Source organism: Aeromonas sp. TECH754, assembly GCF_056279295.1.
Genome location: NZ_JBWBRA010000001.1, coordinates 1,850,501 through 1,876,065 on the forward strand (window position 1 = coordinate 1,850,501; position 25,565 = coordinate 1,876,065).

A 25,565-nucleotide genomic window follows, 5' to 3' on the forward strand; every position below is an offset into this window, starting at 1 on the left:
CCATCAAGGACCACATCGCCCCGATGCAACACGCCGTGCCACACCCTCATGAGGAGCGCCACTGATGCCTCTGCTTGATATACGCAACCTCACCATCGAGATCGACACGCCCCAGGGCAAGGTCAAGGCGGTGGACAGGGTCAGCCTGACCCTGAACGAGGGGGAAATTCGCGGTCTGGTGGGTGAATCGGGCTCCGGCAAGAGCCTGGTGGCCAAGGTGATCGTCGGCATCCAGAAGGACAACTGGATAGTGCGCGCCGACCGGATGCGCTTCAACGACATGGACTTGCTGACCATGGCCCCCAAGGAGCGGCGCCGCATCATGGGCCGCGAGATCGCCATGATCTTCCAGGACCCCATCAGCTGTCTCGACCCTTCCGAGGAGATAGGCACCCAGCTGGAGGAGGCCATTCCGACCAGCGCCTTCGTCGGCAAATTCTGGCAGCGCTTCCAGTGGCGCAAGAAGCGGGCCATCGCCCTGCTGCACCGGGTCGGCGTCAAGGATCACCGCAAGGTGATGCGCGCCTACCCCCACGAGCTGTCGGACGGCATGTGCCAGAAGGTGATGATCGCCATGGCCATCGCCAACCAGCCGCGTCTGCTGGTGGCGGACGAGCCCACCAGCGCCATGGAGTCCACCACCCACTCCCAGATCCTGCGACTGCTGGACAAGATGAACAAGCTGGGCAACACCACCATCCTCATCATCAGCAACGACATCGCCGCCATCGCGAACCTGACCGATACCATCAACATCATGTATTGCGGCCAGATGGTGGAGGTCGGCACCCGGGAACAGATCCTGACATCGCCCCATCATCCCTATACGGACGCCCTGCTCAAGTCCATTCCCGACTTCGACAAGCTGGTACGCCACAAGTCCCGGCTCGAGACCCTGCCCGGGGTGATCCCGCCGCTGCAGCACCTGCCCATCGGTTGCCGGCTCGGTCCCCGTTGCCCCTATGCCCAGAAGCAGTGCGTCCAGACCCCGCTGATGAGCAAGATCAAGGGTCACCAGTTCAGCTGCCACTTCCCGCTGAACATGGAAGAGCCGAAAAAATGATCCAGGCCCATCCCCAATCGGTGATCAATGCACAGCGCCAAGGACCCTGGCTTCAGCGACCAGATCCCGCCGAGGGCGGCAGCGCCCACCATATGCATCTACTACGTTATCGATTCGTGGCAGCAGAGTTCGCTACGAAGGAGTCAATACAGTGATCGAACCCGCTCTGTTACAGGTCAGAGGCCTCTGTAAAACCTACCAGAACCGCACCGGTCTGTTCCGGCGCCAGGCAGTGGAGGCCATCAAGCCGCTGTCGTTCGATCTCGGCGTGGGCCAGACCCTGGCCATCGTCGGTGAGGCGGGTTCAGGCAAGAGCACCCTCGCCCGCATCCTGGCCGGCATGATAGAGCCGAGCGGCGGCGAAATAGCCGTCGAGGGCCAGCGCCTGGTGCACGGTGACTACCAGACTCGCTGCAAGCTGCTGCGGATGATCTTCCAGGATCCCAACACGTCTCTTAACCGAAAAATTCGGGTCGGCCAGATCCTGGAGACGCCGCTGCGCCTCAACACCGAGATGAGCGAGGAGGAGCGCCGCGACAAGGTGGTGCAGACCCTGCGCATGGTGGGCATGCTGGCGGATCACGCTCTCTTCTACCCGCAGATGCTCTCCGCCGGTCAGCAACAACGAGTGGGGCTGGCACGGGCGCTGATCCTCAACCCCAAAATCGTGGTAGCGGATGAAGCCCTGTCGACCCTGGATATCTCGGTACGCTCCCAGATCATCAACCTGCTGCTGGAGATGCAGGAGACCATGGGGCTGAGCTATGTGCTGGTGGCCAACGATCTGGGCATCGTCAGCCACATCAGCGACGAGGTGCTGGTGATGCACGACGGTCGGGTGGTGGAGCGCGGCAAGACCCTCAAGGTGTTTGCCGATCCCCAGCACGAGGTGACCCGCCGCCTCATCCAGAACTACAACAACGAATACCGCCGCTGATCCCCGGGGCTCCGGCCCCCTGTCCTCCTTCCCGCTGCCATAAAAAAACCCGGCCTGATGTCGTATCAGTGCCGGGTATTGCGCTCAAAAAGTGATTGCGTCGCTCGTAGTAGGAACACCGCGATAGTAGGTGGGCCCCGCGGGCTCAACAACTGTCAAATCTGACAGGCAGTCCGCTATGGAACCTGAATTGTGGGTCCGGTGAGCAGATGAGCTCGGCCTCGATGGCGCCGAAGAAAGCCACCCGTTCGCTGATGTCCTCCCCCGCATACTGCTGTGCCAGGGCCAGGTAGTCCTGGTAGTGGCGCGCCTCGGAGCGCAGCAGAGAGACATAGAAGCGGCCAAGCTCCTCGTCCAGGTGCGGCGCCAGCTTGGCGAAACGCTCGCAGGAGCGCGCTTCGATGTAGGCGCCGATGATCATCTTGTCCACCACCGCGGCCGGCTCGTAGGTACGCACATGGGTGAGCAGGCTGCGGGCGTAGCGCGACGCGCTGACCGGGCCGTAGGCAATGCCGCGCGCCTGCATCAGCGCCAGCACCTGCTCGAAGTGATGCAGCTCTTCTTGAATGAGCCGCACCATGGGAAACAGCAGCGGATTGCGCTCCAGCTCGGCGAAGACGGTGAGATCGGCCTCCCCCATGGTTCTCTTGCCCAGGATCTCCGCCTTCTCGGGGATGGCGTCCAGCTCACGGTAAAACTCCAGCTTGGGCAGCAGATGGCGCTTGCCCTTGGGCAGGCAGTAGCGGCGCACCAGGCTGTGAGCGGTCAGCGCGGCCTTGTTCTCGCAGTTGGCGTGATCGATGAGCAGGGTCGGCAACTGGGCGGGATCCCGCGCCATCGCCACCCACTCGTCGGGGGTCTCACAATGCAGGAACTGGCGAACGGGGGCGAGCAGGTCATCCATCTAAAGTCTCATTTGTTGCTGTGACAGTCGGCGCCAGGCGCCGGGGCGCCTATGCTAGCGGATCCCGTCTGTGCTGCCCACCACCTTGAAGATGGATCAGCGCCTCACTCCAGCAGACGCTTGAGGGAGTCACGCCGCACCAGCTTGCCGCTGAAGGAGGGCGGCTCACCGGCCTCCCCCTCCTCCACCATGGCGATCAGCCGGCTGATGGTTTCCTGGATCATCTCGGTCACCGGCATCTTGACGCTGGCAAGGGACGGGATCACATAGGGCGCCAGCGCTATGTCATCAAACCCCACCACCGAGACCTGCTGTGGCACCGACACCCCAGCCTCGTGCAACTGCTTGATGGCGCCGATCGCCATGTCGTCGTTGCAGGCCACCAGGGCGCTGAAGCGGGCCCCTCGCGCCAGCAGGGCGGCGACCCCGGCCGCGCCGCAGGCGGGCGTCCACTTGCCGGGGGCGATCAGCTCGGCGCGCAGCGGGATCCCGTGCCGGGCCAAGGCCTGGCGGTAGCCGGCCAGCCGCTCGATGCCGGTCGGCGAGTCCGCCGAGCCGCTGATGAAGGCGATGTCGGTGTGCCCCATCTCCACCAGCTGGTGCACCACGGCCTCCGCCGCCGCCTGTTGATCCGAATAGACGCAGTGATCCTGATGTCGCCGCAGCTTGCGGTTGAGCACCATGATGGGCTGGGCGTGCTGCTCGATGATCTCGTCCATCTCCTCGACGCTCAGGAAGCGCGGGTAGATGATGATGCCGTCACAGCGCAAATCCAGCAGGTACTGGATGGCCTGACGCTCTTCCTCGGCGCTGTGCTTGCCATCGGCCAGGATCAGCTGGCGGCCGCGCTCCTCGGTCATCCGCGCCGCATGGGAGAGCAGCTCGCTGAAATAGACACCGTGATACAGGGTGTTGGTCACCACCAGCCCCAGGGTCTGGGTGTTCCTGGTCGCCAGCTGTCTCGCCAGCAGGTTGGGGCGATAGCCACTCTCCTCGATGGCCTGAAACACCCGATCCCGGGTCTCCTGGCTGGTGTAGCCATTGCCCGACAACACGCGAGAGACCGTCGCCTTCGACACCCCTGCCCGTCTTGCCACCTCCAGCATCGTCGTCATTTTGCTCCATCCCGTTATGCTTGACGGGCCGCAGTGTACTGCACCGGCCTGGGGTTGTCGTAGCAAGAATGCGGGCAGGAGGGGTCATTGAGTGATCCCATTCACGGATCTGCACAATGATCGGGGGACCATCTTGTATCGCAGAAAGAAACTGAGCACTCTGTGTGGAACCGGTTCCACACGTGCAGTTTCACACCGTCCATCCCCACGCCACTGGCGGGCTATGGCCGGTCTCTCTTGGTCAAAAAGGATAAACCAGATGTCAAAGAACTATGCGGCCCTGGCCAGTGCCGTCGTCAGTGCCCTGGGGGGAGCAGACAACATCGTCGCGGTCACCCACTGCATGACGCGCCTGCGCTTCGTCTTGAAGGATCCAAGCCGAGTGGACAACCCCGCCCTGAAAGCCACCTCCGGGGTGATGGGGGTAGTGAACAATGACAACCAGTGCCAGGTGATCATCGGCAACATGGTGTCCCACGCCTACCGCGAGGTGCAGGCCCTGCTGCCTGCGGGAGAGCACGGGATGGTGCCGGAGGTGCAGCCCGGCTTCAGCCTCAAGCGCCTCGGCGCCGGCATCCTCGACGCCCTGATCGGCACCATGTCGCCGCTCATTCCGGCGATCATCGGCGGCTCCATGGTCAAGCTGCTGGCCATGGTGCTCAGCATGAGCGGCATGGTCGAAGTCACCTCCCCCAGCTACATCATCCTCAACGCCATCGGTGACGGCGCCTTCTTCTTCCTGCCCCTGATGGTGGCGGCCTCGGCGGCGGTCAAGTTCAAGACCAACATGTCGCTCGCCATCGCCATCGCCGGCGTGCTGGTGCACCCAAGCTTCATCGAACTGATGGCCAGGGCCGCCCAGGGGGAGCAGGTCAGCTTCGGCTTTATCCCGGTCACCGCGGTGAAATACACCTACACCGTGATCCCGGCCCTGGTGATGACCTGGTGCCTCTCCTACATCGAGCGCTGGGTCGACCGCATCCACCCCGGCGGTGACCAAGAACTTCTTGAAACCCATGCTGATCGTGCTGATCGCGGCGCCGCTGGCCATCCTGCTGATCGGCCCCATCGGCATCTGGATCGGCACCGCCATCTCCGGCCTGGTCTATACCGTTCACGACTATCTGGGCTGGCTGTCGGTGGCCATCATGGGGGCCCTGTGGCCGCTGCTGGTGATGACCGGCATGCACCGCGTCTTTACCCCGACCATCATCCAGACCATCGCCGAGACCGGCAAGGAAGGCATGGTGATGCCCTCCGAGATCGGTGCCAATCTCTCCCTTGGTGGCTCCTCCCTAGCGGTGGCCTGGCGTACCAAGAACCCCGAGCTGCGCCAGACCGCGCTGGCCGCGGCGGCTTCCGCCATCATGGCGGGGATCTCCGAGCCCGCGCTCTACGGGGTGGCCCTGCGCCTGAAGCGGCCACTCATCGCCAGCCTCATCAGCGGCTTCATCTGCGGCGCCGTGGCCGGCATGGCCGGGCTTGCCAGTCACTCCATGGCGGCCCCTGGCCTCTTTACCAGCGTCCAGTTCTTCGATCCGGCCAACCCCATGAGCATCGCCTGGGTGTTCGGGGTCATGGCGCTTTCGGTGGTGCTCTCCTTCGTGCTCACCCTGCTGATGGGCTTTGAAGACATTCCGGTACAGGAGGAGCACCCCAGGGCCGCCTCCGATGAGGCCGTGCCGACGCTGCAGGTCAAGACGGCCGCCAGCCTGTGAATTCGCATCATCCGACATGACAAGAGGTAACAGATGTCGTTAGCAAGATTTCCACAAGACTTCCTCTGGGGCGGCGCGCTGGCCGCCAACCAGGCGGAGGGGGGCTACCGCGAGGGGGGCAAGGGCCTGACCACGGTCGACATGATCCCCCACGGCCCGAACCGCATGGCGGTGAAGCTCGGCCAGGAGCAGCGCTTCACCCTGCGCGACGACGAGTATTATCCGAGCCACGACGCCATCGATTTTTATCACCGCTACCAGGAAGACATCGCGCTGATGGCCGAGATGGGCTTCACCGTATTTCGCACCTCCATCGCCTGGGCCCGGCTCTACCCCAAGGGTGACGAGCAAGAGCCCAACCCCGAGGGCATCGCCTTCTACCGGGCGGTGTTCGAGGAGTGCAAGAAATACGGCATCGAGCCGCTGGTGACCCTGTGCCACTTCGACGTGCCCATGCACCTGGTGGTGGAGTACGGCTCCTGGCGCAACCGCAAGATGGTGGAATTCTTCACCCGCTACGCCCGCACCTGCTTCGAGCAGTTCGATGGGCTGGTGAAGTACTGGCTCACCTTCAACGAGATCAACATCATGCTGCACAGCCCCTTCTCCGGCGCCGGGCTGGTGTTCGACGCGGGTGAAGATCAGGAGCAGGTCAAGTATCAGGCGGCCCACCACGAGCTCGTCGCGAGTGCGCTGGCGACCCGCATCGCCCATGAGGTGAACCCGAGCAATCAGGTCGGTTGCATGCTGGCGGGGGGCAACTTCTATCCCTACACCTGCAAGCCGGAAGACATCTGGGCTGCGCTGCAAAAGGAGCGGGAGAACCTGCTGTTCATCGACGTGCAGGCCCGCGGCGCCTACCCGGCCTATGCCGCCAGCCTGTTTCGCGAGAAGGGCGTGACCCTGATCAAGGAGCCGGGGGATGACGAGATCCTGAAACACACGGTCGACTTCGTCTCCTTCAGCTACTACGCCTCCCGCTGCGCCTCCGCCGACATGAACGCGGGCAACACCAGCGCCGCCAATGTGGTCAAGTCTCTGCGCAACCCCCATATCAAGGTCAGCGAATGGGGTTGGGGCATCGATCCCCTCGGCCTGCGCATCACCATGAACACCCTCTATGATCGCTACCAGAAGCCGCTGTTTCTGGTGGAAAATGGCCTTGGCGCCGTCGATGAGATCAACGAGCAGGGCGAGATCGAGGATGACTACCGCATCGCTTACCTGCGTGAGCACATCAGCGCCATGGGGGATGCCATCGAGGACGGCGTGCCGCTCATGGGCTACACCAGCTGGGGCTGCATCGATCTGGTGGCCGCCTCCACCGGCGAGATGCGCAAGCGCTATGGCTTCGTGTATGTGGACAGGGACGATGCCGGCAAGGGCACCCTGGCGCGCAAGCGCAAGAAGTCGTTCTGGTGGTACAAGAAGGTAATCGCCAGCCACGGGGAAGATCTGGCGTGACGGGATCGCAGTAAAACAGATAAAAAAGAGGGGGGCCCAGGCCCCCCTCTTCATTTCATCGACGGCGAGAAAACGTTTAACTGCCTTCGTTAAAAATTTCCAGGTTGCTGGTGCCTTCCTGCCATTCGCGCACCGCCTTGTTGTCGTCGCTGCGCATGGCGTTGAGGTGATCCAGGTAGCTCTGATCCACGTCCGAGGTGACGTAGTGACCGTTGAACACCGAGGTCTCGAAGTGACGCAGCTCGGGGTTGATCTCCCGCACCGCTTCTTCCAGATCTTCCAGATCCTGGAAAATCAGGCCATCGGCGCCAATCAGCTTGCACACCTCGTCCACTTCCCGGCCATGGGCGATCAGCTCGTTGGCGGTGGGCATGTCGATGCCGTAGACGTTGGGGAAGCGGATCTCGGGGGCGGCGGAGGCAAAGTAGACCTTGGCCGCACCGGCTTCCCGCGCCATCTGGATGATCTGCTCGGAGGTGGTCCCGCGCACTATGCTGTCATCCACCAGCAGCACCCTCTTGCCCTTGAATTCGGAGCCGATGGCGTTGAGCTTGCGGCGCACCGACTTCTTGCGCTGGGTCTGGCCCGGCATGATGAAGGTACGGCCGATGTAGCGGTTCTTCACGAAGCCCTGACGGTATGGCAGGTCCAGGGTATGGGCGATTTCCAGCGCCACGTCGCAGGAGGTCTCGGGGATGGGAATGACCACATCGATGTCGAGATCTTCCCACTCGCGGGCGATCTTCTTGCCCAGCTTGCGGCCCATGTTGAGGCGGGCGGCATAAACCGAGACCTTGTCGATGCAGGAATCGGGACGGGCGAAGTAGACGTACTCGAAGATGCAGGAGCTCATCTGCGGGTGCTCGGCACACTGCTCGGAGAACAGCTGACCCTGCTCGGTGATGTAGATGGCCTCGCCCGGGGCGACATCGCGCACCGTCTCGAAACCGATGGCGTCGAGCGCCACGCTCTCGGAGGCGAGCATGTACTCCACCTGGCCCTGCTCGTCGGCGCGGCGACCCAGGATCAAGGGACGGATGCCGTTGGGATCACGGAAACCGATGAGACCGTGGCCGATCACCAGGGTGACCACGGCGTAGGCGCCGCGGATCTGCTGGTGGGTCTTGCGCACCGCAGAGAAGATATCCTCCGGGCGCAGTTCCATCTTGTCACACAAGTCCAGCTCGTGGGCCAGCACGTTCAGCAGTACTTCCGAGTCGGAGGTGGTGTTGATGTGGCGGCGGGCCACCTTGAACTGCTGCTCCTTGAGCGCCTTGGCGTTGGTGAGGTTGCCGTTGTGGGCCAGCACCATGCCGTAGGGAGAGTTGACGTAAAAAGGTTGGGCTTCTGCGGCACTGGAGCTGCCTGCGGTGGGATAACGGACATGTCCTATGCCGATATTCCCTTGCAGCCGCTGCATGTGGCGCACTTCAAACACATCCTTCACCAGGCCGTTGGCCTTGCGTTGCCGGAAGTTTCCACTGTCAATGGTCACGATCCCGGCGGCATCCTGTCCCCTGTGCTGCAACACCGTCAAGGCGTCGTAGAGGGCCTGATTGACGGGGGTGGTGCCAACTATACCGACAATACCGCACATGTCTTTGCTACCTCGAAGTCACTGTACCTGTTGGAGAAAACTCGATGAGTTCAACATGAACCCGAAAAACCACTGGATCACCGGCTTGAACTCCGGCACCAGCTTGGACGCCAGCCACCAGTCACTCTGGGAGAGACCGGTGAAGGTGTCCATAAAAAACAGCAGGGCACTGACGATCAGCACCCCGCGAATGGCGCCAAAGCAGACGCCGAGCACCCTGTCCGTACCGGACAGGCCGGTCTTGTCTACCAGCAAGCCCACCACATAGTTCACCACGCTGCCGAGGATCAGGGTCGCCACGAACAGGGCGGCGATGGCCAGGCCATTGCGCACGAGATCATCTGAGAACGAAGTGAAGTAAACGGCGAGATCAGGATAGAAATGGCTGGCGATGAAGAAGGCGATAAACCAGGTGACGAGGGACATGGCTTCCTTGACGAAGCCGCGCACCAGGCTGATGAGCGCGGAGAAACCGACGATGCCGATGATGGCGTAATCAATCCAGACCATAGAAAAAGATGTCCTGCGAAATTGCGGCGCAGTCTAACAAAAACGATTGCGCAATGCTTGATAAAATTGTGTTAACAACCCAACAGGGGGCCAATGGAGACGGCTTTCAGCCCTATTCAAACGATTGAGCGGCGCCGAAATGCACAACGCCATGGCATGGCCATGGCGTTGTCGTTACCGGCGCGGGCTTAGCCGATGTGGCTCAGGCCGCCCATGTAGGGCTGCAGCGCCGCCGGGATGGCGATGCGACCGTCGGCCTGCTGGTAGTTCTCGATCACCGCCACCAGGGTGCGACCCACCGCCAGGCCGGAGCCGTTGAGGGTGTGCAGCAGCTGGGGCTTGCCGTCGATGCGCACACGAGCCTGCATGCGGCGCGCCTGGAAGTCGGTGCAGTTGGAGACGGACGAGATCTCGCGGTAGGTATTCTGGGCCGGCAGCCACACTTCCAGATCGTACGTCTTGGCGGCGCAGAAGCCCATGTCGCCGGTGCAGAGCGCCATCACGCGATACGGCAGCTCCAGCAGTTGCAGCACCTTCTCGGCGTGACCGGCCATCTCTTCCAGCGCATCCCAGGATTTTTCCGGGTGAACCAGTTGCACCATCTCGACCTTGTCGAACTGGTGCATGCGGATGAGACCGCGGGTATCACGACCGTAGGAGCCGGCTTCGGAGCGGAAGCAGGGGCTGTGGGCGGTCATCTTGATGGGCAGTTCCTGCTCGTCGAAGATCTCGTCGCGGGCCATGTTGGTGAGCGGCACTTCGGAGGTCGGGATCAGGGAGAACTTGCGCACCTTGCCCTCGTCGTCCCCTTCCCCGTTGATGCCGGTGTTGAACAGGTCTTCGGAGAACTTCGGCAGCTGGCCGGTGCCGTACAGGCTGTCCGGGTTCACCAGATAGGGCACGTAGCACTCGGTGTAACCGTGCTGCTGGGTGTGCAGGTCAAGCATGAACTGCGCCAGGGCGCGGTGCAGACGAGCGATCTGCCCCTTCATCACCACGAAGCGGGCACCGGAGAGCTTGACGCCGTTCTTGAAATCCACGCCCTTGGCCGCTTCGCCGAGATCGATATGATCGCGCACCGGGAAGTCGAATTCGCGCGGGGTGCCCCAGCGACGCACTTCCACGTTGTCGTTCTCGTCACGACCCACCGGGGTGGTGTCGCTCGGCAGGTTGGGGATGGCGTCGGCGATGGCCTTGATGTCGGCCAGCAGCGCTTCGAGCTCGACCTTGCTGGTCTCCAGCTCGTCGTTGATCTTGGTCACCTCGGCCTTGAGCGGGGCCACATCTTCACCACGACGAGCCGCCTCACCGATGGACTTGGAGCGGGCGTTGCGCTCGGCCTGCAGCTCCTGGGTGCGGGACTGCAGATCCTTGCGTTTCTCTTCCAGAGCATTGACAGCCGCTACGTCCAAAACGTAGCCACGTGTCGCCAGACGAGCGGCAGCCTCGGCGATATCGCTGCGCAGATATTTGGGATCCAGCATGGTTTACCTACTTTTTGTAATGGGATCTGGCCTGGGTTATCCGCCCTGGCGAGAATACAGATCCGGAAGTTAACATCGGTTGGCGCACCCCTGTCGTCTTTGAGTATCGAGCCGTGAACATCAGGCCTTCAAAATCAAGAAGATGGCACCAGGCCAAGACAAACGGGGTCAGAGGGGCAGTGTAACAGACCGCACCCCCGCCCGAACAGGGCGTATTGCTGTCGTTTTTACCAAGTTTGAGGGGGTCGGCAGGGCAATGTTCGTCTGTCCGGCCGATTGCCGCCCAGGCGCCCAGACGAGGGCTACTCGTCTCTTTTGCGCGGGCTCTGGCGGTCGAGTTCACGCAGGTAGTCGAGCTTCTGGCCGATCTGCTTCTCCAGACCCCGCTCCGTCGGCTGATAGTAGTGCTTGCCGGCGAGCTCGGGAGGGAAGTAGCTCTCCCCCGCCGCATAGGCGCCGGGCTCGTCGTGGGCGTAGCGGTACTCGGCGCCGTAGCCGAGTTCGCTCATCAGCCTGGTCGGCGCATTGCGCAGGTGCGGCGGCACCTCAAAGTCCGGCAGGTTCTTGGCATCGTGAAGCGCCGCCTTCCAGGCGGTGTAGACCGCATTGCTCTTGGGGGCGCAGGCGAGATAGACGATCGCCTGGGCGATGGCCCGCTCCCCTTCCGCCGGACCGATGCGGTGGAAGCAGTCCCAGGCAGACAGCGCCACCTGCATGGCGCGGGGATCCGCATTGCCCACGTCTTCCGAGGCGATGGCCAGCAGCCGACGCGCGATATAGAGCGGATCGCAACCGGCGCTCACCATGCGGGCATACCAGTAGAGCGCCGCATCCGGCGCCGAGCCACGGATGGACTTGTGCACCGCCGAGATGAGGTCGTAGAAGTGATCGCCGCCCTTGTCGAAGCGGGCCACGTGCTCCCCCACCACGGCGGCCAGCAGGGCGCTGTCGATGATGCGCTTCCCTGCCCCGTCGGCTTCGGCCATGTCGGCCAGCAGCTCGAGGTAGTTGAGAGACTTGCGTCCGTCCCCGTCCACCGCCTTGGCCAGCGCCTCCTTCACCCCGGGGGCGAAGGTCAGGGTCGGGTCATTGAGACCGCGGGGATCGCTCAGCGCCTGATCGATCATGGCGAGGATATCGTCCTCTTCCAGTCGTTTGAGCAGGTAGACCCGGGCCCGGGAGAGCAGTGCGTTGTTGAGTTCGAACGAGGGGTTTTCGGTGGTGGCACCGATGAAGGTGATGGTGCCGTCTTCGATATGGGGCAGGAACACATCCTGCTGGCTCTTGTTGAAACGGTGCACCTCGTCCACGAACAGAATGGTACGCACCCCGCGCCAGCTGTTCTCCTTCGCCTTGTCGATGGCGGCGCGGATCTCCTTGATGCCGGAGGTGACTGCGGAGAGGCGCTCCACCTCGGCCTGGCAATAGTGCGCCATCAGCTCGGCCAAGGTGGTCTTGCCGGTGCCGGGAGGCCCCCACAGGATCATGGAGTGGCAATGCCCCGCCAGTATGGCCTTGCGCAGGGGCTTGTCCGCCCCCAGGATGTGCTGCTGACCTATGTATTGGTCGAGGGTTTGCGGCCGCATCCGGGCCGCCAGCGGGCGAAAGTCAGACGAAAAATCCAGCGACAGGTTGTTCATCAGCCTCGGTCATCCAGCGTGATGCGAGCCGCCAGCAGGAGGCAGCCCGACGAAAAATCCGGCACCAGCGTGCTTATCAACGCTGATCGTCCAGCGTGACCCCCTTCGGAGCCTTGAACACGAATTCGTTGCCCTTGAGCACCGGCTTGCGATTGAAGCCGCTCAGGGTGAATTCGCTCCACTGCCCCTGCGCCTCTTTCACGTCGAAGCGGCTGATGTTGTTGGCCCGATCGAAGGTGATGCGGAAGGAGGCGATCAGCTCGTCCTGATTGCGACTGGTGACGGTATAGACATCCCCTTGCTGGGTCACGTCGTAGTTCTTCCAGAGCGCGTTGTCGTTGCCGGCAATCAGCACGAAGGGAGTATTGAGCACGGCGTCCTTGAGCTTGAGGGCGGTGACCTGCTCGACGAAGGGATCGTAGACCCAGACATCCTTGCCATCGGCCACGATCAGGCTCTCATCCGGGGTGGTGGTGTGCCAGTTGAAGCGATTTGGTCGCTGCACCAGCAGATCGCCGCCAGCCCGTTGCAGCTCCTTGCCCTTGCTGTCGTAGACCACCTGGGCAAACTTGGCGGAGAACAGGCTCACGCCGGCCAGTTTCTGCTTGAGATCGCTGGCGGCATCGGCCCACACCTGGCTGCTGGCCAGCAGCAGAACAGAACCCATCAATAATGCTTTTTTCATCACGATTCCCGTAATAAGAGGGTCAGATAACAGGCCATGTCCGCAGACATGGCCAGGATGATATGGAGGCTTAGTCACGTACCGGCGGCGGGGCCAGCACGTCGCGCTGACCGTTGCCGCCCGGGGCACTGACGATGCCCTGATTCTCCATCTGCTCGATGAGACGGGCCGCCCGGTTGTAACCGATCTTGAACTTGCGCTGTACGCTGGAGGTGGAGCCACGGCGGGATTCCACCACGAAGGCCACCGCCTCGTCGAACAGGGCATCGAGCTCTTCGTTGCCATTGCTGCCGTAGTCGCCACCGCCACCCTCGCCGTCCGATTCACCGGAGAGGATCTCGTCGATGTAGTTCGGCTCGCCGCGCAGTTTCCAGTCGGCCACCACCTTGTGAACCTCGTGGTCGTCGACGAAGGCACCGTGCACCCGGGTCGGGTTGGAGGTGCCGGCCGGCATGTAGAGCATGTCACCCATGCCGAGCAGGGATTCGGCGCCGCCCTGATCCAGGATGGTGCGTGAATCGATCTTGCTCGATACCTGGAACGAGATCCGGGTCGGGATGTTGGCCTTGATGAGGCCCGTTATCACATCCACCGACGGACGCTGGGTCGCGAGGATGAGGTGAATACCGGCGGCCCGCGCCTTCTGGGCGATACGGGCGATAAGCTCTTCCACCTTCTTGCCGACGATCATCATCATGTCGGCGAACTCGTCCACCACCACCACGATGTGGGGCAGCTTCTCGAGCTCAGGCGCCATCTGATCCATGGAGTCACCAGGGCGCCACAGGGGATCGCGCAGGGGTTGCCCCTCGGCGGCCGCGGCCAGCACCTTGTCGTTGTAACCCTTGAGGTTGCGCACCCCGACCGCGGACATCAGCTTGTAGCGACGCTCCATCTCGCCCACGCACCAGCGCAGGGCGTTGGCGGCGTCCTTCATGTCGGTGACCACCTCGGTCAGCAGGTGCGGGATCCCCTCGTAGACCGACAGCTCCAGCATCTTGGGGTCGATCATGATGAAACGCAGATCGTCGGGGGACGACTTGTAGAGCATGGAGATGATCATGGTGTTCACCCCCACCGATTTGCCCGAGCCGGTGGTACCGGCCACCAGCAGGTGCGGCATCTTGGCGAGGTTGACCACCACGGGCTCGCCGGCGATGTCCTGACCCAAGCCCATGGTGAGCGGGTTGCGGCTCTCGCGGAAGGCCTCGCAGTCCAGAGTCTCGCGCAGGTAGACGGTCTGGCGCACCCGGTTTGGCAACTCGATGCCGACGAAGGTCTTGCCCGGAATGACTTCCACCACCCGCACGCTGCTGGCCGACAGCGAGCGCGCAAGATCGCGGGACAGGTTGGTTATTTTGCTCGCCTTCATGCCAGGCGCGAGATCCAGCTCGAAGCGGGTGATGACGGGCCCCGGATAGACGCCGACCACCTTGGCCTGCACGTTGTAATCGGCGAGTTTGGCTTCCACCAGCCGGCCCATGCGGTCCAGCTCGTCCTTGCTCATCATCTGGGTCTTGGCGGGCGGTCTGTCCAGCAGCTCAACGCTCGGCAAGGGGGCCATGTTCGGCTGCGGGCGACGCTTGGGTTTGGGCGCGACGGCAACCGGTGCCGCGGGCTCGTCCTCCCCTTCCGCCCAGGGCAGATCGAGATCGTCCTCATCCACGATTGGCTGCGGACGGGTATTGGCTACGCGACGGGGCTTGGCAACCGGTGCCGGCGCCTCGTCATCCTCGTCGTCAAACTGCGGGTCGAACTGGAAGGTATCCTCGTCGAGCTCCGGCAGCCATTGGTCAGATTTTGCCTGCTGGGCCTTGCCGCCGGCCTTGGGATTGCGCGTCCAGCTGCTGTGCGGCTCATCGTCTTCGTCACCCAGATCGAGGGCGCCAACGCCCCCTTCCAGCAGGGGATCCGGCCCCTCATAGCGGGGCTGGCGCCAGCCACCGGTCAACCAGCGGCCCAGGGTGGTGGGGAAGTGATAGACGGCGCTGACGCTGCCGGTGCAGGTGGCACCGATCCGCTCGACGATGGTGAGCCAGGACCAGCCGGTAAACAGGGTGATGCCGGTGGCCACGAAGCAGAGCAGCATCAGGTTGGCACCGACGCCGCCAAACAGCGGCACCACGGCGGAGGCGATCACGTCTCCCACCAGGCCGCCGGCGGAGAAATTCTGCAAGTCGTTGAAGTTCATGCTGGCGATGGCCGACATGCCGAGCACGGTCAGCACGAAGCCGATGATCCGCACCGACAGAGTGAGATAGTCCACCTCCAGCAGTCGACTCGGGCGCCAGAACAGGCTCCAGCCGAGCAGCACCACCAGCGGGGGGACCAGATAGGAGAAAGCGCCGAAGGTGAACATAGTGATATCGGCAAGCCAGGCACCGGCGCTGCCTGCCAGGTTCTTCACCTCCCCCTGCCAGGAGGTCTGGGACCAACCGGGATCGGCGGGGTGATAGGACAACAGGGCAAGCAAGAGATAGGCAGCCATCAGGGTGATGGCGATCAAGACGGCCTCGAAGATCCGTTGGGTACCTGATAAAGGAGTAAACAGCTTTTTATCGGCCAAACTCCGGCTCCTTTCTGAAAACAACTAATGCGGGGATAGGGGGCCTAGTATCCCTGAAAAGCCCACCCATTGTCAGCCTGTGCCTGAGGCGGGGCCATGAACAGGGTAATAACATGAATACGCCATAAGAAGAAACGAGCGGACCAGCCGCTCGTTTCTGACTATCGTGACTCGTCATGGAACTTGCAAGTCACAGCATAACCCGCTTAGCGGGTGCTGATCACCAGACGACTACTCTGCTTGACCTCTTCCATCACCACGTAGGTGCGGGTGTCATTGACCCCGGGCAGACGCAGCAGCGTCTCCCCAAGCAAGCGGCGGTAAGCCGACATGTCACTGACGCGGGTCTTGAGCAGATAATCGAAATCACCGGAGACCAAGTGGCATTCCTGGATCTCTTCGAGCACCTGAACAGCCTTGTTGAACTGCTCGAACACATCGGGGGCGCCACGATTGAGGGTAATCTCCACGAATACCAACAGAGACGCATCCAGATAATGAGGGTTCAGAATAGCGGCATATCCTTCGATATAACCTTGTCGCTCAAGGCGACGAACCCGTTCCAGACACGGTGTAGGACTCAGGCCAACTCGTTTGGACAACTCAACATTCGAAATCCTGCCGTCCTTTTGCAGTTCATTCAAAATGTTGCGGTCAATCCTGTCCAAATCCTTTAGCCGACTCTTAGCTTCCATCATTTAATTCCATCCTTTGGCTATTTTTTGGTAAGAATCACCAGCTATCTTATAATTATGGTCACAAATCCTGTCAATACCTGAATATACTAGGCGCAAATGTCGCTTAACATAACGGCAACATAAACCACCAATCGATAGACGAGGGATAGCATGATTATCGGTGTACCTAAGGAAATAAAAAACCATGAATATCGCGTAGGCATGGTTCCAGCCAGTGTACGTGAACTAACAGCACGAAACCATACTGTTTTCGTCCAAAGCGGCGCAGGAAGTGGCATTGGCTTCAGTGACGCAGATTATCTGGCTGCCGGAGCCGAAATTTTGGCCTCTGCTGGCGATGTTTTCGCCAAAGCCGAGATGATCGTCAAGGTCAAGGAGCCCCAGGCTGTCGAGCGCGCCATGCTGCGCCCGGGCCAGACCCTGTTCACCTACCTGCATCTGGCGCCGGACCTGGCCCAGACCCGTGAATTGCAGGACAGCGGCGCGGTCTGCATCGCCTATGAAACCGTCACCGATAGCCGCGGTGGCCTGCCGCTGCTGGCCCCCATGTCGGAGGTGGCGGGGCGCATGTCTATTCAGGCCGGTGCCCAGGCGCTGGAGAAGTCCCGTGGCGGTAGCGGCATGCTGCTCGGCGGTGTGCCCGGTGTCGAACCTGCCAAGGTGGTGATCATCGGTGGCGGAGTGGTGGGTTCCAACGCAGCCCGTATGGCCATCGGCCTGCGCGCCGACGTCACCATCCTCGACAACAACATCGACACCCTGCGTCGCCTCGACAGCGAATTCCAGGGAGCCGCCAAGGTGGTTTACTCCAACCGCGAGACCCTGGAGCGCCACATCCTGGCGGCGGATCTGGTGATTGGCGGCGTGCTGGTACCCGGTGCCACTGCGCCAAAACTTGTCAGCCGTGACCACATTGCGCGCATGAAGCCGGGCTCGGCCGTGGTCGACGTGGCCATCGATCAGGGCGGCTGCGTGGAAACCTCCCACGCCACCACCCACCAGGATCCGACTTTCATCGTCGATGAGGTGGTGCACTACTGCGTGGCCAACATGCCGGGTGCCGTGGCCAGAACCTCCACCGTGGCCCTCAACAACGCCACCCTGCCCTTCATCATCCGACTGGCCGAGCAGGGCTATCGCAAGGCGCTGCTGGGAGATCCCCATCTGCTGCACGGGCTGAACGTGATGGACGGCAAGATCACCTGCCGGGAAGTCGCCGAGGCGCACAATCTGGCCTACACGGACCCCCTGACCCTGCTGAACTGATCGCCCGGCCCCGCAAGGGGACGTGATGAGTGAAAATCCGCCCGCGATGGGCGGTTTTTTTATGGCGTCATCCCAGCCCCTTTCCCTCTCGGGGGCGATTGCCACAATCGATGCGCTGGCCTTTGACCCCGGATCACGAATTACCTACAATCGCGCAAACTCATCACGTCTCGGAAATCACATCATGAGCCAAGTTACTCACAGCAAACTGCTGATCCTGGGGTCAGGCCCGGCAGGCTACACCGCCGCCGTCTATGCCGCCCGCGCCAACCTCAATCCCCTGCTCATCACCGGCATGCAGCAAGGTGGTCAACTGACCACCACCACCGAGGTGGAAAACTGGCCAGGTGATGCAGAAGGGCTGACCGGTCCGGCCCTGATGGAGCGCATGCAGGCCCATGCGGAAAAATTCGATACCCGTATCCTGTTCGATCACATCAATGAAGTGGAGCTGACCCAGCGTCCGTTCCGTCTCAAGGGTGACAACGGCGAATACAGCTGCGATGCGCTGATCATCGCCACCGGCGCCTCCGCCAAGTATCTGGGGCTGCCCTCCGAAGAGGCGTTCAAGGGCCGTGGCGTCTCCGCCTGTGCCACCTGCGACGGCTTCTTCTATCGCAACCAGGAAGTGGCCGTGATCGGTGGCGGCAACACCGCCGTGGAAGAGGCGCTCTACCTGGCCAACATCGCCAAGAAGGTGCACCTGATCCATCGCCGCGACGAGTTCCGCGCCGAGAAGATCCTGATCAAGCGCCTGCACGACAAGGTGGCCAGCGGCAATATCGTGCTGCACACCCATCAGACTCTGGATGAAGTGCTGGGTGACAACATGGGCGTGACCGGCGTGCGCCTGCGCAGCACCCGGGATGAGTCCACCTCCGAGCTGTCGCTGATGGGGGTCTTCATCGCCATCGGCCACCAGCCCAATACCCAGATCTTCGCGGGCCAGCTGGCCATGGAGAATGGCTACCTCAAGGTGCGTGGCGGCCTGGAAGGCTTCGCGACCCAGACCAGCATCCCAGGCGTGTTTGCCGCAGGGGACGTGGCCGACCATGTCTACCGTCAGGCGATCACCTCTGCCGGCACCGGCTGCATGGCGGCACTGGATGCAGAGCGATATCTGGACGCACAATAAGCGCAAAGATATAAAGGGCATGCCAAGAGGCATGCCCTTTTGTTTTAAGGAGCCGGATGAAACGTAAAATATTGATAGTCGAAGACAGCCTGACGATCCGTCGCATGCTGATCCAGGCCATCACCCAGCAAACCGGGCTAGAGATCGACGCCTTCGACACGCTGGCGGGGGCCAGCCACTGTAAGGGGGAAGAGTACGTGGTCGCCCTGGTGGATCTCACCCTGCCGGATGCCCCCAATGGAGAAGCGGTCAATGTGCTGCTGACTCAGGGCCTGCCGGTAGTGATCCTCACCGCCGACATCAGCGAGGAGAAGCGGGAGGCCTGGCTGGAGGCCGGCGTGATGGACTATGTGATGAAGGACTCACGCCACTCCCTGCAATACGCCGTCAGCCTGGTGCACCGTCTCTACCTCAACCAGGCCATCGAGGTGTTGGTGGTCGATGACTCCCGTACCGCCCGCCACCGCACCATGGCCCAGTTGCGCAAACAGCTGTTGCTGGTGCATGAGGCCAACAGCGCCCGCGACGCCCTCGCCATCCTCGAGCAGAATCCCGCCATTCGACTGATGCTGGTGGACTACTACATGCCGGAGATCGACGGCATCAGCCTGGTGCGCATGTTGCGGGAGCGCTACAGCAAGCAGCGGCTCGCCATCATCGGCATCTCGGTGTCGGACAAGCGCGGACTCTCCGCCCGTTACCTCAAGCAAGGTGCGAACGATTTTCTCAACCAGCCGTTCGAACCCGAGGAGCTGCAGTGCCGGGTCAGCCACAATCTGGAGGCGCTGGAGCAGTTCAACAGCATTCAGGAGTCGGCCAATCGCGACTACCTGACCGGGCTCTACAATCGGCGCTACTGGTTCAATGAGGGACAGAAGTGGTTCGAGGAGCATCAGCGCCAGCAAGCGCAGCTCACCCTGTGCGTGCTCGACGTGGATCACTTCAAGCAAGTGAATGATCACTGGGGCCATGCCATCGGCGATCTGCTGCTCTGCCACCTGACCCGGCTGCTCACCCAGTTCTTCCCCGACGCCATGATTGCCCGCTTCGGTGGCGAGGAGTTTGCGCTGATGGTGCCCCATTGCACCGTGTCCGTGCTGCTCAAGCGGCTGGAGGGGCTACGACAGCAGATGCGTCAGCAACCCCTGTCCCGGGAGATATCGCTGTTCGTGCGCGCCAGTTTTGGCGTAATCAACGTCGGACGGCTCTCCATGGACGAGGCGCTGAGCGAGGCGGATCGCCAGTTGTATCAGGCGAAGAACACCGGCCGCGACAAGGTAGTGTCTCAGGACACCTCTGCCTGACAGGGGTATTCCGTGTAGTACCGCCGGCGCCCCTCGCGGGGCTGCCGGGTTATTCTTCCCGCTTTTAATCTCCCTTCTTGCTTTCTCTTCCCGACAGACGGCCTGACTCAATAGGTCTTATCGACCCGCACCCCATCGCTGAAGTAGAGGATCCGCACCTTGTCGCCACTGGCGAACACCATGGCCGGATCGTAATCCTGGATCACGTTGATGAGCCCGTCCTGCTCGTTGCGAATGAGCAGCTCCACCAGCTTGTTCTCCACCACGCTGCCGCCGGACTGGTATTGCTGTGCCACGGCCGCCCCCGCCAGGGCCCCCACCGCGGTGGCGATCTCCCGCCCGTGCCCGCCGCCAAACTGGTTGCCTAGCAGGCCGCCCAGTAGGGCGCCACCCAGGGTTTTCCAACCGGAATGCTCGGATTCCACTATCTGGCGCTGGGTGATGTTGCGCACCGTATCCACCTGACCAAACACCACCTGATCCACGGGGCGCGCCGTGTTGCGCTCGTAAACTGCGCTCCAGGCAGGCGCCGTGACAAAGCCGAGCAAGCTGGATACTATCAGGATAATGGCCTTCATCTATGAACCTCTGTCTTATGTCTCGCTATCTTACCCAACTGGATGATGAGCTGTGCTGGTTCCCCTCCCCCAGCCATGCACTGGAGGAGCCCAACGGCCTGCTGGCCATCGGCGGCGATCTCTCTCCTGACCGCTTGCTGGCAGCTTATCACAGGGGGATCTTCCCGTGGAATGAGCCGCACCAGCCCCTGCTGTGGTGGTCGCCGGATCCCAGAGGCGTCATTGAACCCGAGCAGTTACACATCGGGCGCAGCCTGCACAAGTTTATCCGCCGAACCTCATTCGATATTTCCATCAATTGCGCCTTTAATGAGGTGATAGCGGCCTGCGCCGCCCCCCGTCGCAGTGCCAGTGGAACCTGGATAAGCACTCCCATGATCGACGCCTATCAGCAACTTCATCGCCTGGGCCACGCCCACTCCATCGAGATCTGGCAGAACGGCCAGTTGCAGGCCGGGTTGTACGGTCTCTCTCTCGGTCGCGTCTTCTGCGGCGAGTCCATGTTCAGCCGCATCGATAACGGCGCCAAACTGGCCATGGTGGCGCTCTGTCGCCACTTCGCCCGCCATGGTGGCGCCCTCATCGACTGCCAGATGCAAAACGACTTCCTCGCGACCTTGGGGATAGAGCAGTGGCCAAGGCGCCAGTTTCTCACGGCCCTGACGAATCTGAGTCAGCAGCAGCTGGCCGATGGCTGCTGGCAGGCAGGGAGCATCAGTCTATGACCGAAGAAGTGATCCTCAAGGTGGGGCTGACCCCCAAACACCCCTGCAGTTATCTCGGCCACGAGCAGGAGCAGTTGCTGGTGCTGATGGATCACGAGTTGCTCAATGCCGCGGGCTATGAACGGCTGCTGACGGCGGGCTTCAGGCGCAGCGGCAACGACATCTATCGCCCCCACTGCCCGGCTTGCAGCGCCTGCCAATCCCTGCGTATCCATAGCGAGCGCTTCGTACCGAGTCGCGGCCAGAAACGCATTCGCCAGCTGAACCGGGACCTGGAGCTGGTGCTGAGCTACGACGACAAGCCCGAATATTACCAGCTCTACGAGCGCTACATTCGCGAGCGCCACCGCGATGGCAGCATGTACCCGCCGAGCCGTACCCAGTACAAGGGCTTCCTGCATTGCGACTGGATGCCCCCGCTCTACCTCGAGATGCGCAAAGAAGGGCGGCTCATCGGGGTCGCCACCACCGATCTGCTGCCCCATTCCTTAAGCGCCATGTACACCTTCTTCGATCCGGACTATGCCGATCGCTCCCTTGGTACCTTCGCCATTCTGAGTCAGTTGGAACTTGCCCGGCGCACCGGTCGCAGTTGGCTGTATCTCGGCTATCTGGTGGAGGCGTGCCGCAAGATGAATTACAAGCGCCAATACCTGCCCCACGAGCTGCTGGTACAGGGAGAATGGAAAAAATTCGACACCAGGCCCGAGTAAACTTTACACATAGCCTTAAATCCGGCATGATCCAGCGGTTTTTTGTTGTGGCTTATCAAGAGGATTCAATGGCTAAAGAAGACAGTATTGAGATGCAGGGTACCATTCTCGAAACCTTGCCCAATACCATGTTCCGTGTGGAACTGGAAAATGGTCACGTGGTTATCGCTCATATTTCCGGCAAGATGCGCAAAAACTACATCCGTATCCTGACTGGGGACAAAGTAACGGTGGCTCTGACTCCGTACGATCTCTCCAAGGGACGTATTGTTTTCCGCTCTCGCTAAGCCAGGAATTCAGCAAAAAACCCCAGCCTCTCGGCTGGGGTTTTTTGTCATTTCTGGCATTGAACACACTTAGTGGGAGACAGCTTCAACATTGACCTGAAAATCAAAGCTGAGGCTGTTATCCACCAACTCTACCCTCACCACCCCGCCATCGACCAGTGAACCAAACAGGATCTCATTGGCCAACGGCTTCTTGAGGTGCTCCTGAATGACCCGTCCCATGGGTCTGGCACCCATTGCCCGATCGTAGCCCTTCTCGGCCAGCCAGTGACGCGCCTCTTCGGATACCTCCAGTGACACGCCCTTGGCATCCAGCTGTACCTGCAGTTCGACGATGAACTTGTCGACGACCTGATTGATCACGGCCATGTCCAGATGATTGAACCAGATGGTGTGATCGAGCCGGTTGCGGAATTCCGGGCTGAAGGTCTTGTTGATCACCGCCATGGCGTCGTGGCTCATGTCCTGTTGCTGGAAGCCGATGGACTTGCGCTGGGTCTCCTGCACGCCCGCGTTGGTGGTCATCACCAGGATCACATTGCGAAAATCCGCCTTGCGCCCGTTGTTGTCCGTCAGGGTGCCGTTATCCATCACCTGCAGCAGCAGATTGAAAACATCCGGGTGCGCCTTCTCGATTTCATCGAGCAACACCACAGAGTGCGGGTGCTTGAGCACCGAATCGGTCAACAAGCCCCCCTGTTCGAAACCGACATAGCCGGGAGGTGCCCCGATCAGGCGAGAGACGGTGTGGCGCTCCATGTACTCGGACATGTCAAAACGCAGCACCTCGACCCCGAGCGCCTTGCCAAGCTGCTGGGTGACTTCGGTCTTGCCCACCCCGGTCGGGCCGGCAAACAGGAAGCAACCCACGGGTCGGCGTTCATTGCCCAAGCCGGAGCGTGACAGGCGGATGGCATCGGTCAGCACGCTGATGGCCTTGTCCTGCCCGAACACCACCATCTTGAGATTGCGCTCCAGATTTTTCAGCACCTCCTTGTCGGAGGAGGAGACCGATTTTTCCGGGATGCGGGCAATCTTGGCAACGATCGCCTCGATCTCCGGCACATTGATCACCTTCTTGCGCTTGCTGGCCGGCAGCAGACGCTGCCCGGCACCCGCCTCGTCGATCACGTCGATCGCCTTGTCCGGCAGGTGGCGGTCGTTGATGTACTTGGCCGAGAGCTCCACCGCAGCCCGGATGGCCTTGACGGTGTAACGCACGCCATGGTGTGACTCATAGCGGCTCTTGAGCCCCATCAGGATGCGAGTGGTGTCGTCCACGCTCGGCTCGACGATGTCGATCTTCTGGAAGCGACGGGCCAAGGCGCGGTCTTTTTCGAAGATCTGGGAATATTCTTGATAGGTGGTGGACCCCACACAGCGCAGCAAGCCATTGGAGAGCAGCGGCTTGATGAGGTTGGCTGCATCCAGCTGACCACCAGAGGCGGCACCCGCCCCAATGATCGTGTGGATCTCGTCGATAAACAGGATGGCCCCTTCCTGACGCTCGATCTGCTTGAGCAGCACCTTGAGGCGTTTTTCGAAGTCACCGCGATACTTGGTCCCCGCCAGCAGAGAGCCCATGTCCAGCGAATAGATGGTACTGTTTGCAATCACCTCGGGCACATCGCCCTTGACGATGCGGTAGGCTAACCCCTCGGCGATGGCGGTCTTGCCAACACCGGCTTCCCCCACCAGCAGCGGGTTGTTCTTGCGGCGACGGCACAATACCTGGATGGTACGGCTCAGCTCCTGATCCCGGCCGATGAGCGGATCGATGCGCCCTTCCAGCACCAGCTGATTGAGGTTGGTGGCAAAGCTCTCTATCTGGGCAGAGGAGACCTCGTCGTCAGACTCGGCATTGTTGCCGCTGTTGCCACTCTCGGGTTTGCTGTCTTTGCGCACCCCGTGGGAGAGAAAATTCACCACGTCCAGCCGGCTGACCTCGGCTTTTTTCAGGAAGTAGGCGGCCTGGGATTCCTGCTCGCTGAAGATGGCGACCAGGACATTGGCACCGCTCACCTCGGTATTGCCGGACGACTGGACATGGAACACGGCCCGTTGCAGCACGCGCTGGAAGCCCAGGGTGGGTTGGGTTTCGCGGTCTTCATCATCGCGGGGAATGAGCGGGGTCGTTTGATTGATGAATGCGCGGATCTCCTTGCGCATCAACTCCACATCAGCACCACATGAGCTCAGCGCCTCATGGGCGGAGCTGTTATCCAACAGGGCTAACAACAGGTGCTCGACAGTCATGAATTCGTGGCGCTCGTCACGAGCCAACTTGAAAGCCTCGTTCAGCGTCTTTTCTAGATCTTTGTTCAACATAGGCACCTCCCCTCAGTACAACAACAATGCGGTGTCGTTATCGCCATCAAGTCATCAGATTCAAGCCTTTTCCATGGTACATAGCAGTGGATGTTCGTTGTTACGTGCGTAGGTGTTCACCTGGACCATCTTGGTTTCGGCAATCTCGGCGGTGAATGTGCCGCAGACTCCCTTACCACTATAATGCACGCTCAGCATCACCTGAGTGGCCTTGTCCAGATCCATACCAAAGAACCTTTGCAGCACCTCCACCACGAACTCCATGGGCGTGTAGTCATCGTTGTTCAACACGACCTTGTACATGGGTGGCGGTTGCAGCTTCGTTTTCTCTGCCTCTGCAATCTCTTCATTAGCAAAGAGTTCTTTCTGCTTGCTCATAATTGCGCTGTGGTACCTCTAGATTACTACCGTCTCGCCGAAGATTGTCAATAGACTTGTTAACCAGATCACATCGGTTGTTAACATCTTCTTGACTCGTTCAAAAGTTGGACTAGATTGGTTACTTGCTAATCGGCGCCCGTCTGCTATGGGCTGATGTTCTAGTTATATAAGGCTGGCGCAGGTTACTCAACGACTTCAGGGTAATCAATAAAAGGATGTAGATGTATGGCAACCGGAACAGTCAAGTGGTTCAACAACGCAAAAGGATTTGGGTTTATCTGTCCGGAAGGCGGTGGTGAAGATATCTTCGCTCACTACTCCACGATACAAATGGAAGGTTACAAGACCCTGAAAGCGGGTCAGGCAGTCAACTTTGAACTGCAGCAGGGGCCGAAAGGAAATCACGCCTCTGTCATCGTGCCAAACGAAGCACAGAACATGTAAGAGTCAAACTGGATCAATAAAAA

At 61.0% G+C, this 25,565-nt stretch carries 23 protein-coding genes and 1 pseudogene; 12 read left to right on the forward strand and 12 right to left on the reverse strand.

Going from position 1 to position 25,565, the window contains the following annotated elements:
• Positions 1-64: 64 nt before the first annotated feature.
• On the forward strand, positions 65-1,063 hold the full coding sequence (locus ACZ9IL_RS08095) for a peptide ABC transporter ATP-binding protein (protein ID WP_476003051.1): 999 nt from the start codon (positions 65-67) through the stop codon (positions 1,061-1,063).
• Positions 1,064-1,214: 151 nt separating this feature from the next.
• Positions 1,215-2,000, forward strand: a complete 786-nt coding sequence (locus ACZ9IL_RS08100; RefSeq protein ID WP_033129639.1) for a peptide ABC transporter ATP-binding protein — start codon at positions 1,215-1,217, stop codon at positions 1,998-2,000.
• 145 nt (positions 2,001-2,145) lie between these two features.
• Here ACZ9IL_RS08100 and miaE read toward each other — a convergent pair whose 3' ends face one another.
• Together miaE and ACZ9IL_RS08110 are read right to left on the reverse strand one after the other, a co-directional pair.
• A complete protein-coding gene (gene miaE / locus ACZ9IL_RS08105) occupies positions 2,146-2,904 on the reverse strand; it encodes a tRNA isopentenyl-2-thiomethyl-A-37 hydroxylase MiaE (RefSeq protein ID WP_476003052.1) in 759 nt (252 codons plus the stop codon).
• Positions 2,905-3,008: 104 nt separating this feature from the next.
• Positions 3,009-4,019 (reverse strand): LacI family DNA-binding transcriptional regulator, encoded by a 1,011-nt coding sequence (locus tag ACZ9IL_RS08110; protein WP_476003053.1) that lies wholly within the window; start codon positions 4,017-4,019, stop codon positions 3,009-3,011.
• A 259-nt stretch (positions 4,020-4,278) separates the two neighbouring features.
• Between ACZ9IL_RS08110 and ACZ9IL_RS08115 the strand changes: the two are divergent.
• From ACZ9IL_RS08115 to ACZ9IL_RS08125, 3 genes and pseudogenes are all read left to right on the forward strand, one after another.
• Positions 4,279-4,932 (forward strand): annotated as a pseudogene (locus ACZ9IL_RS08115) (PTS transporter subunit EIIB); the annotation flags it as partial.
• A 103-nt stretch (positions 4,933-5,035) separates the two neighbouring features.
• Positions 5,036-5,737, forward strand: coding sequence for a PTS transporter subunit EIIC (locus ACZ9IL_RS08120; protein ID WP_476005321.1), 702 nt, complete (start codon positions 5,036-5,038; stop codon positions 5,735-5,737).
• Positions 5,738-5,770: 33 nt separating this feature from the next.
• Complete coding sequence (locus ACZ9IL_RS08125; protein WP_476003054.1) at positions 5,771-7,201, forward strand: 6-phospho-beta-glucosidase; 1,431 nt, start codon at positions 5,771-5,773, stop codon at positions 7,199-7,201.
• Between the two features lie 76 nt (positions 7,202-7,277).
• Here the strand turns inward: ACZ9IL_RS08125 and purF are convergent, their stop codons facing one another.
• From purF to lrp, 7 genes are all read right to left on the reverse strand, one after another.
• The gene (gene purF / locus ACZ9IL_RS08130; RefSeq protein WP_476003055.1) at positions 7,278-8,798 is read right to left on the reverse strand and encodes an amidophosphoribosyltransferase; all 1,521 of its coding nucleotides are present in this window, start codon (positions 8,796-8,798) and stop codon (positions 7,278-7,280) included.
• 18 nt (positions 8,799-8,816) lie between these two features.
• Positions 8,817-9,308 carry a CvpA family protein gene (locus ACZ9IL_RS08135; protein WP_476003056.1) on the reverse strand — a complete coding sequence of 164 codons (492 nt, stop codon included), beginning with the start codon at positions 9,306-9,308 and terminating at the stop codon, positions 8,817-8,819.
• 188 nt (positions 9,309-9,496) lie between these two features.
• Complete coding sequence (gene serS / locus ACZ9IL_RS08140) at positions 9,497-10,792, reverse strand: serine--tRNA ligase (RefSeq protein WP_476003057.1); 1,296 nt, start codon at positions 10,790-10,792, stop codon at positions 9,497-9,499.
• A 302-nt stretch (positions 10,793-11,094) separates the two neighbouring features.
• Positions 11,095-12,432: a replication-associated recombination protein A gene (locus tag ACZ9IL_RS08145; protein ID WP_476003058.1), complete on the reverse strand. Its 1,338-nt coding sequence runs from the start codon at positions 12,430-12,432 to the stop codon at positions 11,095-11,097.
• Between the two features lie 76 nt (positions 12,433-12,508).
• The gene (gene lolA / locus ACZ9IL_RS08150) at positions 12,509-13,117 is read right to left on the reverse strand and encodes an outer membrane lipoprotein periplasmic chaperone LolA (protein ID WP_476003059.1); all 609 of its coding nucleotides are present in this window, start codon (positions 13,115-13,117) and stop codon (positions 12,509-12,511) included.
• A 70-nt stretch (positions 13,118-13,187) separates the two neighbouring features.
• Entirely contained in the window at positions 13,188-15,683 is a 2,496-nt protein-coding gene (locus ACZ9IL_RS08155) for a DNA translocase FtsK (protein ID WP_476003060.1), read from the reverse strand.
• A gap of 206 nt (positions 15,684-15,889) precedes the next feature.
• The gene (lrp, locus tag ACZ9IL_RS08160; protein WP_005300047.1) at positions 15,890-16,381 is read right to left on the reverse strand and encodes a leucine-responsive transcriptional regulator Lrp; all 492 of its coding nucleotides are present in this window, start codon (positions 16,379-16,381) and stop codon (positions 15,890-15,892) included.
• 150 nt (positions 16,382-16,531) lie between these two features.
• On the opposite strand from lrp, the gene ald reads away from it, so the two are divergent.
• From ald to ACZ9IL_RS08175, 3 genes are all read left to right on the forward strand, one after another.
• Complete coding sequence (ald, locus tag ACZ9IL_RS08165) at positions 16,532-17,647, forward strand: alanine dehydrogenase (protein ID WP_476003061.1); 1,116 nt, start codon at positions 16,532-16,534, stop codon at positions 17,645-17,647.
• Between the two features lie 184 nt (positions 17,648-17,831).
• Positions 17,832-18,782 carry a thioredoxin-disulfide reductase gene (trxB, locus tag ACZ9IL_RS08170; protein ID WP_476003062.1) on the forward strand — a complete coding sequence of 317 codons (951 nt, stop codon included), beginning with the start codon at positions 17,832-17,834 and terminating at the stop codon, positions 18,780-18,782.
• A gap of 56 nt (positions 18,783-18,838) precedes the next feature.
• Entirely contained in the window at positions 18,839-20,086 is a 1,248-nt protein-coding gene (locus ACZ9IL_RS08175; protein WP_476003063.1) for a diguanylate cyclase, read from the forward strand.
• 107 nt (positions 20,087-20,193) lie between these two features.
• Here the strand turns inward: ACZ9IL_RS08175 and ACZ9IL_RS08180 are convergent, their stop codons facing one another.
• A complete protein-coding gene (locus ACZ9IL_RS08180) occupies positions 20,194-20,664 on the reverse strand; it encodes a glycine zipper 2TM domain-containing protein (RefSeq protein WP_476003064.1) in 471 nt (156 codons plus the stop codon).
• 17 nt (positions 20,665-20,681) lie between these two features.
• On the opposite strand from ACZ9IL_RS08180, the gene aat reads away from it, so the two are divergent.
• The 3 genes from aat (at position 20,682) to infA (ending at position 22,389) form a co-directional block, all read left to right on the forward strand.
• Positions 20,682-21,389 (forward strand): leucyl/phenylalanyl-tRNA--protein transferase, encoded by a 708-nt coding sequence (aat, locus tag ACZ9IL_RS08185; RefSeq protein ID WP_476003065.1) that lies wholly within the window; start codon positions 20,682-20,684, stop codon positions 21,387-21,389.
• Positions 21,386-22,102 carry an arginyltransferase gene (locus tag ACZ9IL_RS08190; protein WP_476003066.1) on the forward strand — a complete coding sequence of 239 codons (717 nt, stop codon included), beginning with the start codon at positions 21,386-21,388 and terminating at the stop codon, positions 22,100-22,102. Before aat ends, ACZ9IL_RS08190 begins: the two co-directional genes overlap by 4 nt.
• 68 nt (positions 22,103-22,170) lie before the next feature.
• Positions 22,171-22,389 carry a translation initiation factor IF-1 gene (gene infA / locus ACZ9IL_RS08195; RefSeq protein ID WP_005300033.1) on the forward strand — a complete coding sequence of 73 codons (219 nt, stop codon included), beginning with the start codon at positions 22,171-22,173 and terminating at the stop codon, positions 22,387-22,389.
• A 69-nt stretch (positions 22,390-22,458) separates the two neighbouring features.
• Here the strand turns inward: infA and clpA are convergent, their stop codons facing one another.
• On the reverse strand, positions 22,459-24,717 hold the full coding sequence (gene clpA, locus ACZ9IL_RS08200; protein ID WP_476003067.1) for an ATP-dependent Clp protease ATP-binding subunit ClpA: 2,259 nt from the start codon (positions 24,715-24,717) through the stop codon (positions 22,459-22,461).
• A gap of 60 nt (positions 24,718-24,777) precedes the next feature.
• Positions 24,778-25,095 (reverse strand): ATP-dependent Clp protease adapter ClpS, encoded by a 318-nt coding sequence (gene clpS / locus ACZ9IL_RS08205; protein ID WP_476003068.1) that lies wholly within the window; start codon positions 25,093-25,095, stop codon positions 24,778-24,780.
• A gap of 228 nt (positions 25,096-25,323) precedes the next feature.
• Between clpS and cspD the strand changes: the two genes are divergently transcribed.
• The gene (gene cspD, locus ACZ9IL_RS08210) at positions 25,324-25,542 is read left to right on the forward strand and encodes a cold shock-like protein CspD (RefSeq protein WP_005300025.1); all 219 of its coding nucleotides are present in this window, start codon (positions 25,324-25,326) and stop codon (positions 25,540-25,542) included.
• Positions 25,543-25,565 lie beyond the last annotated feature (23 nt).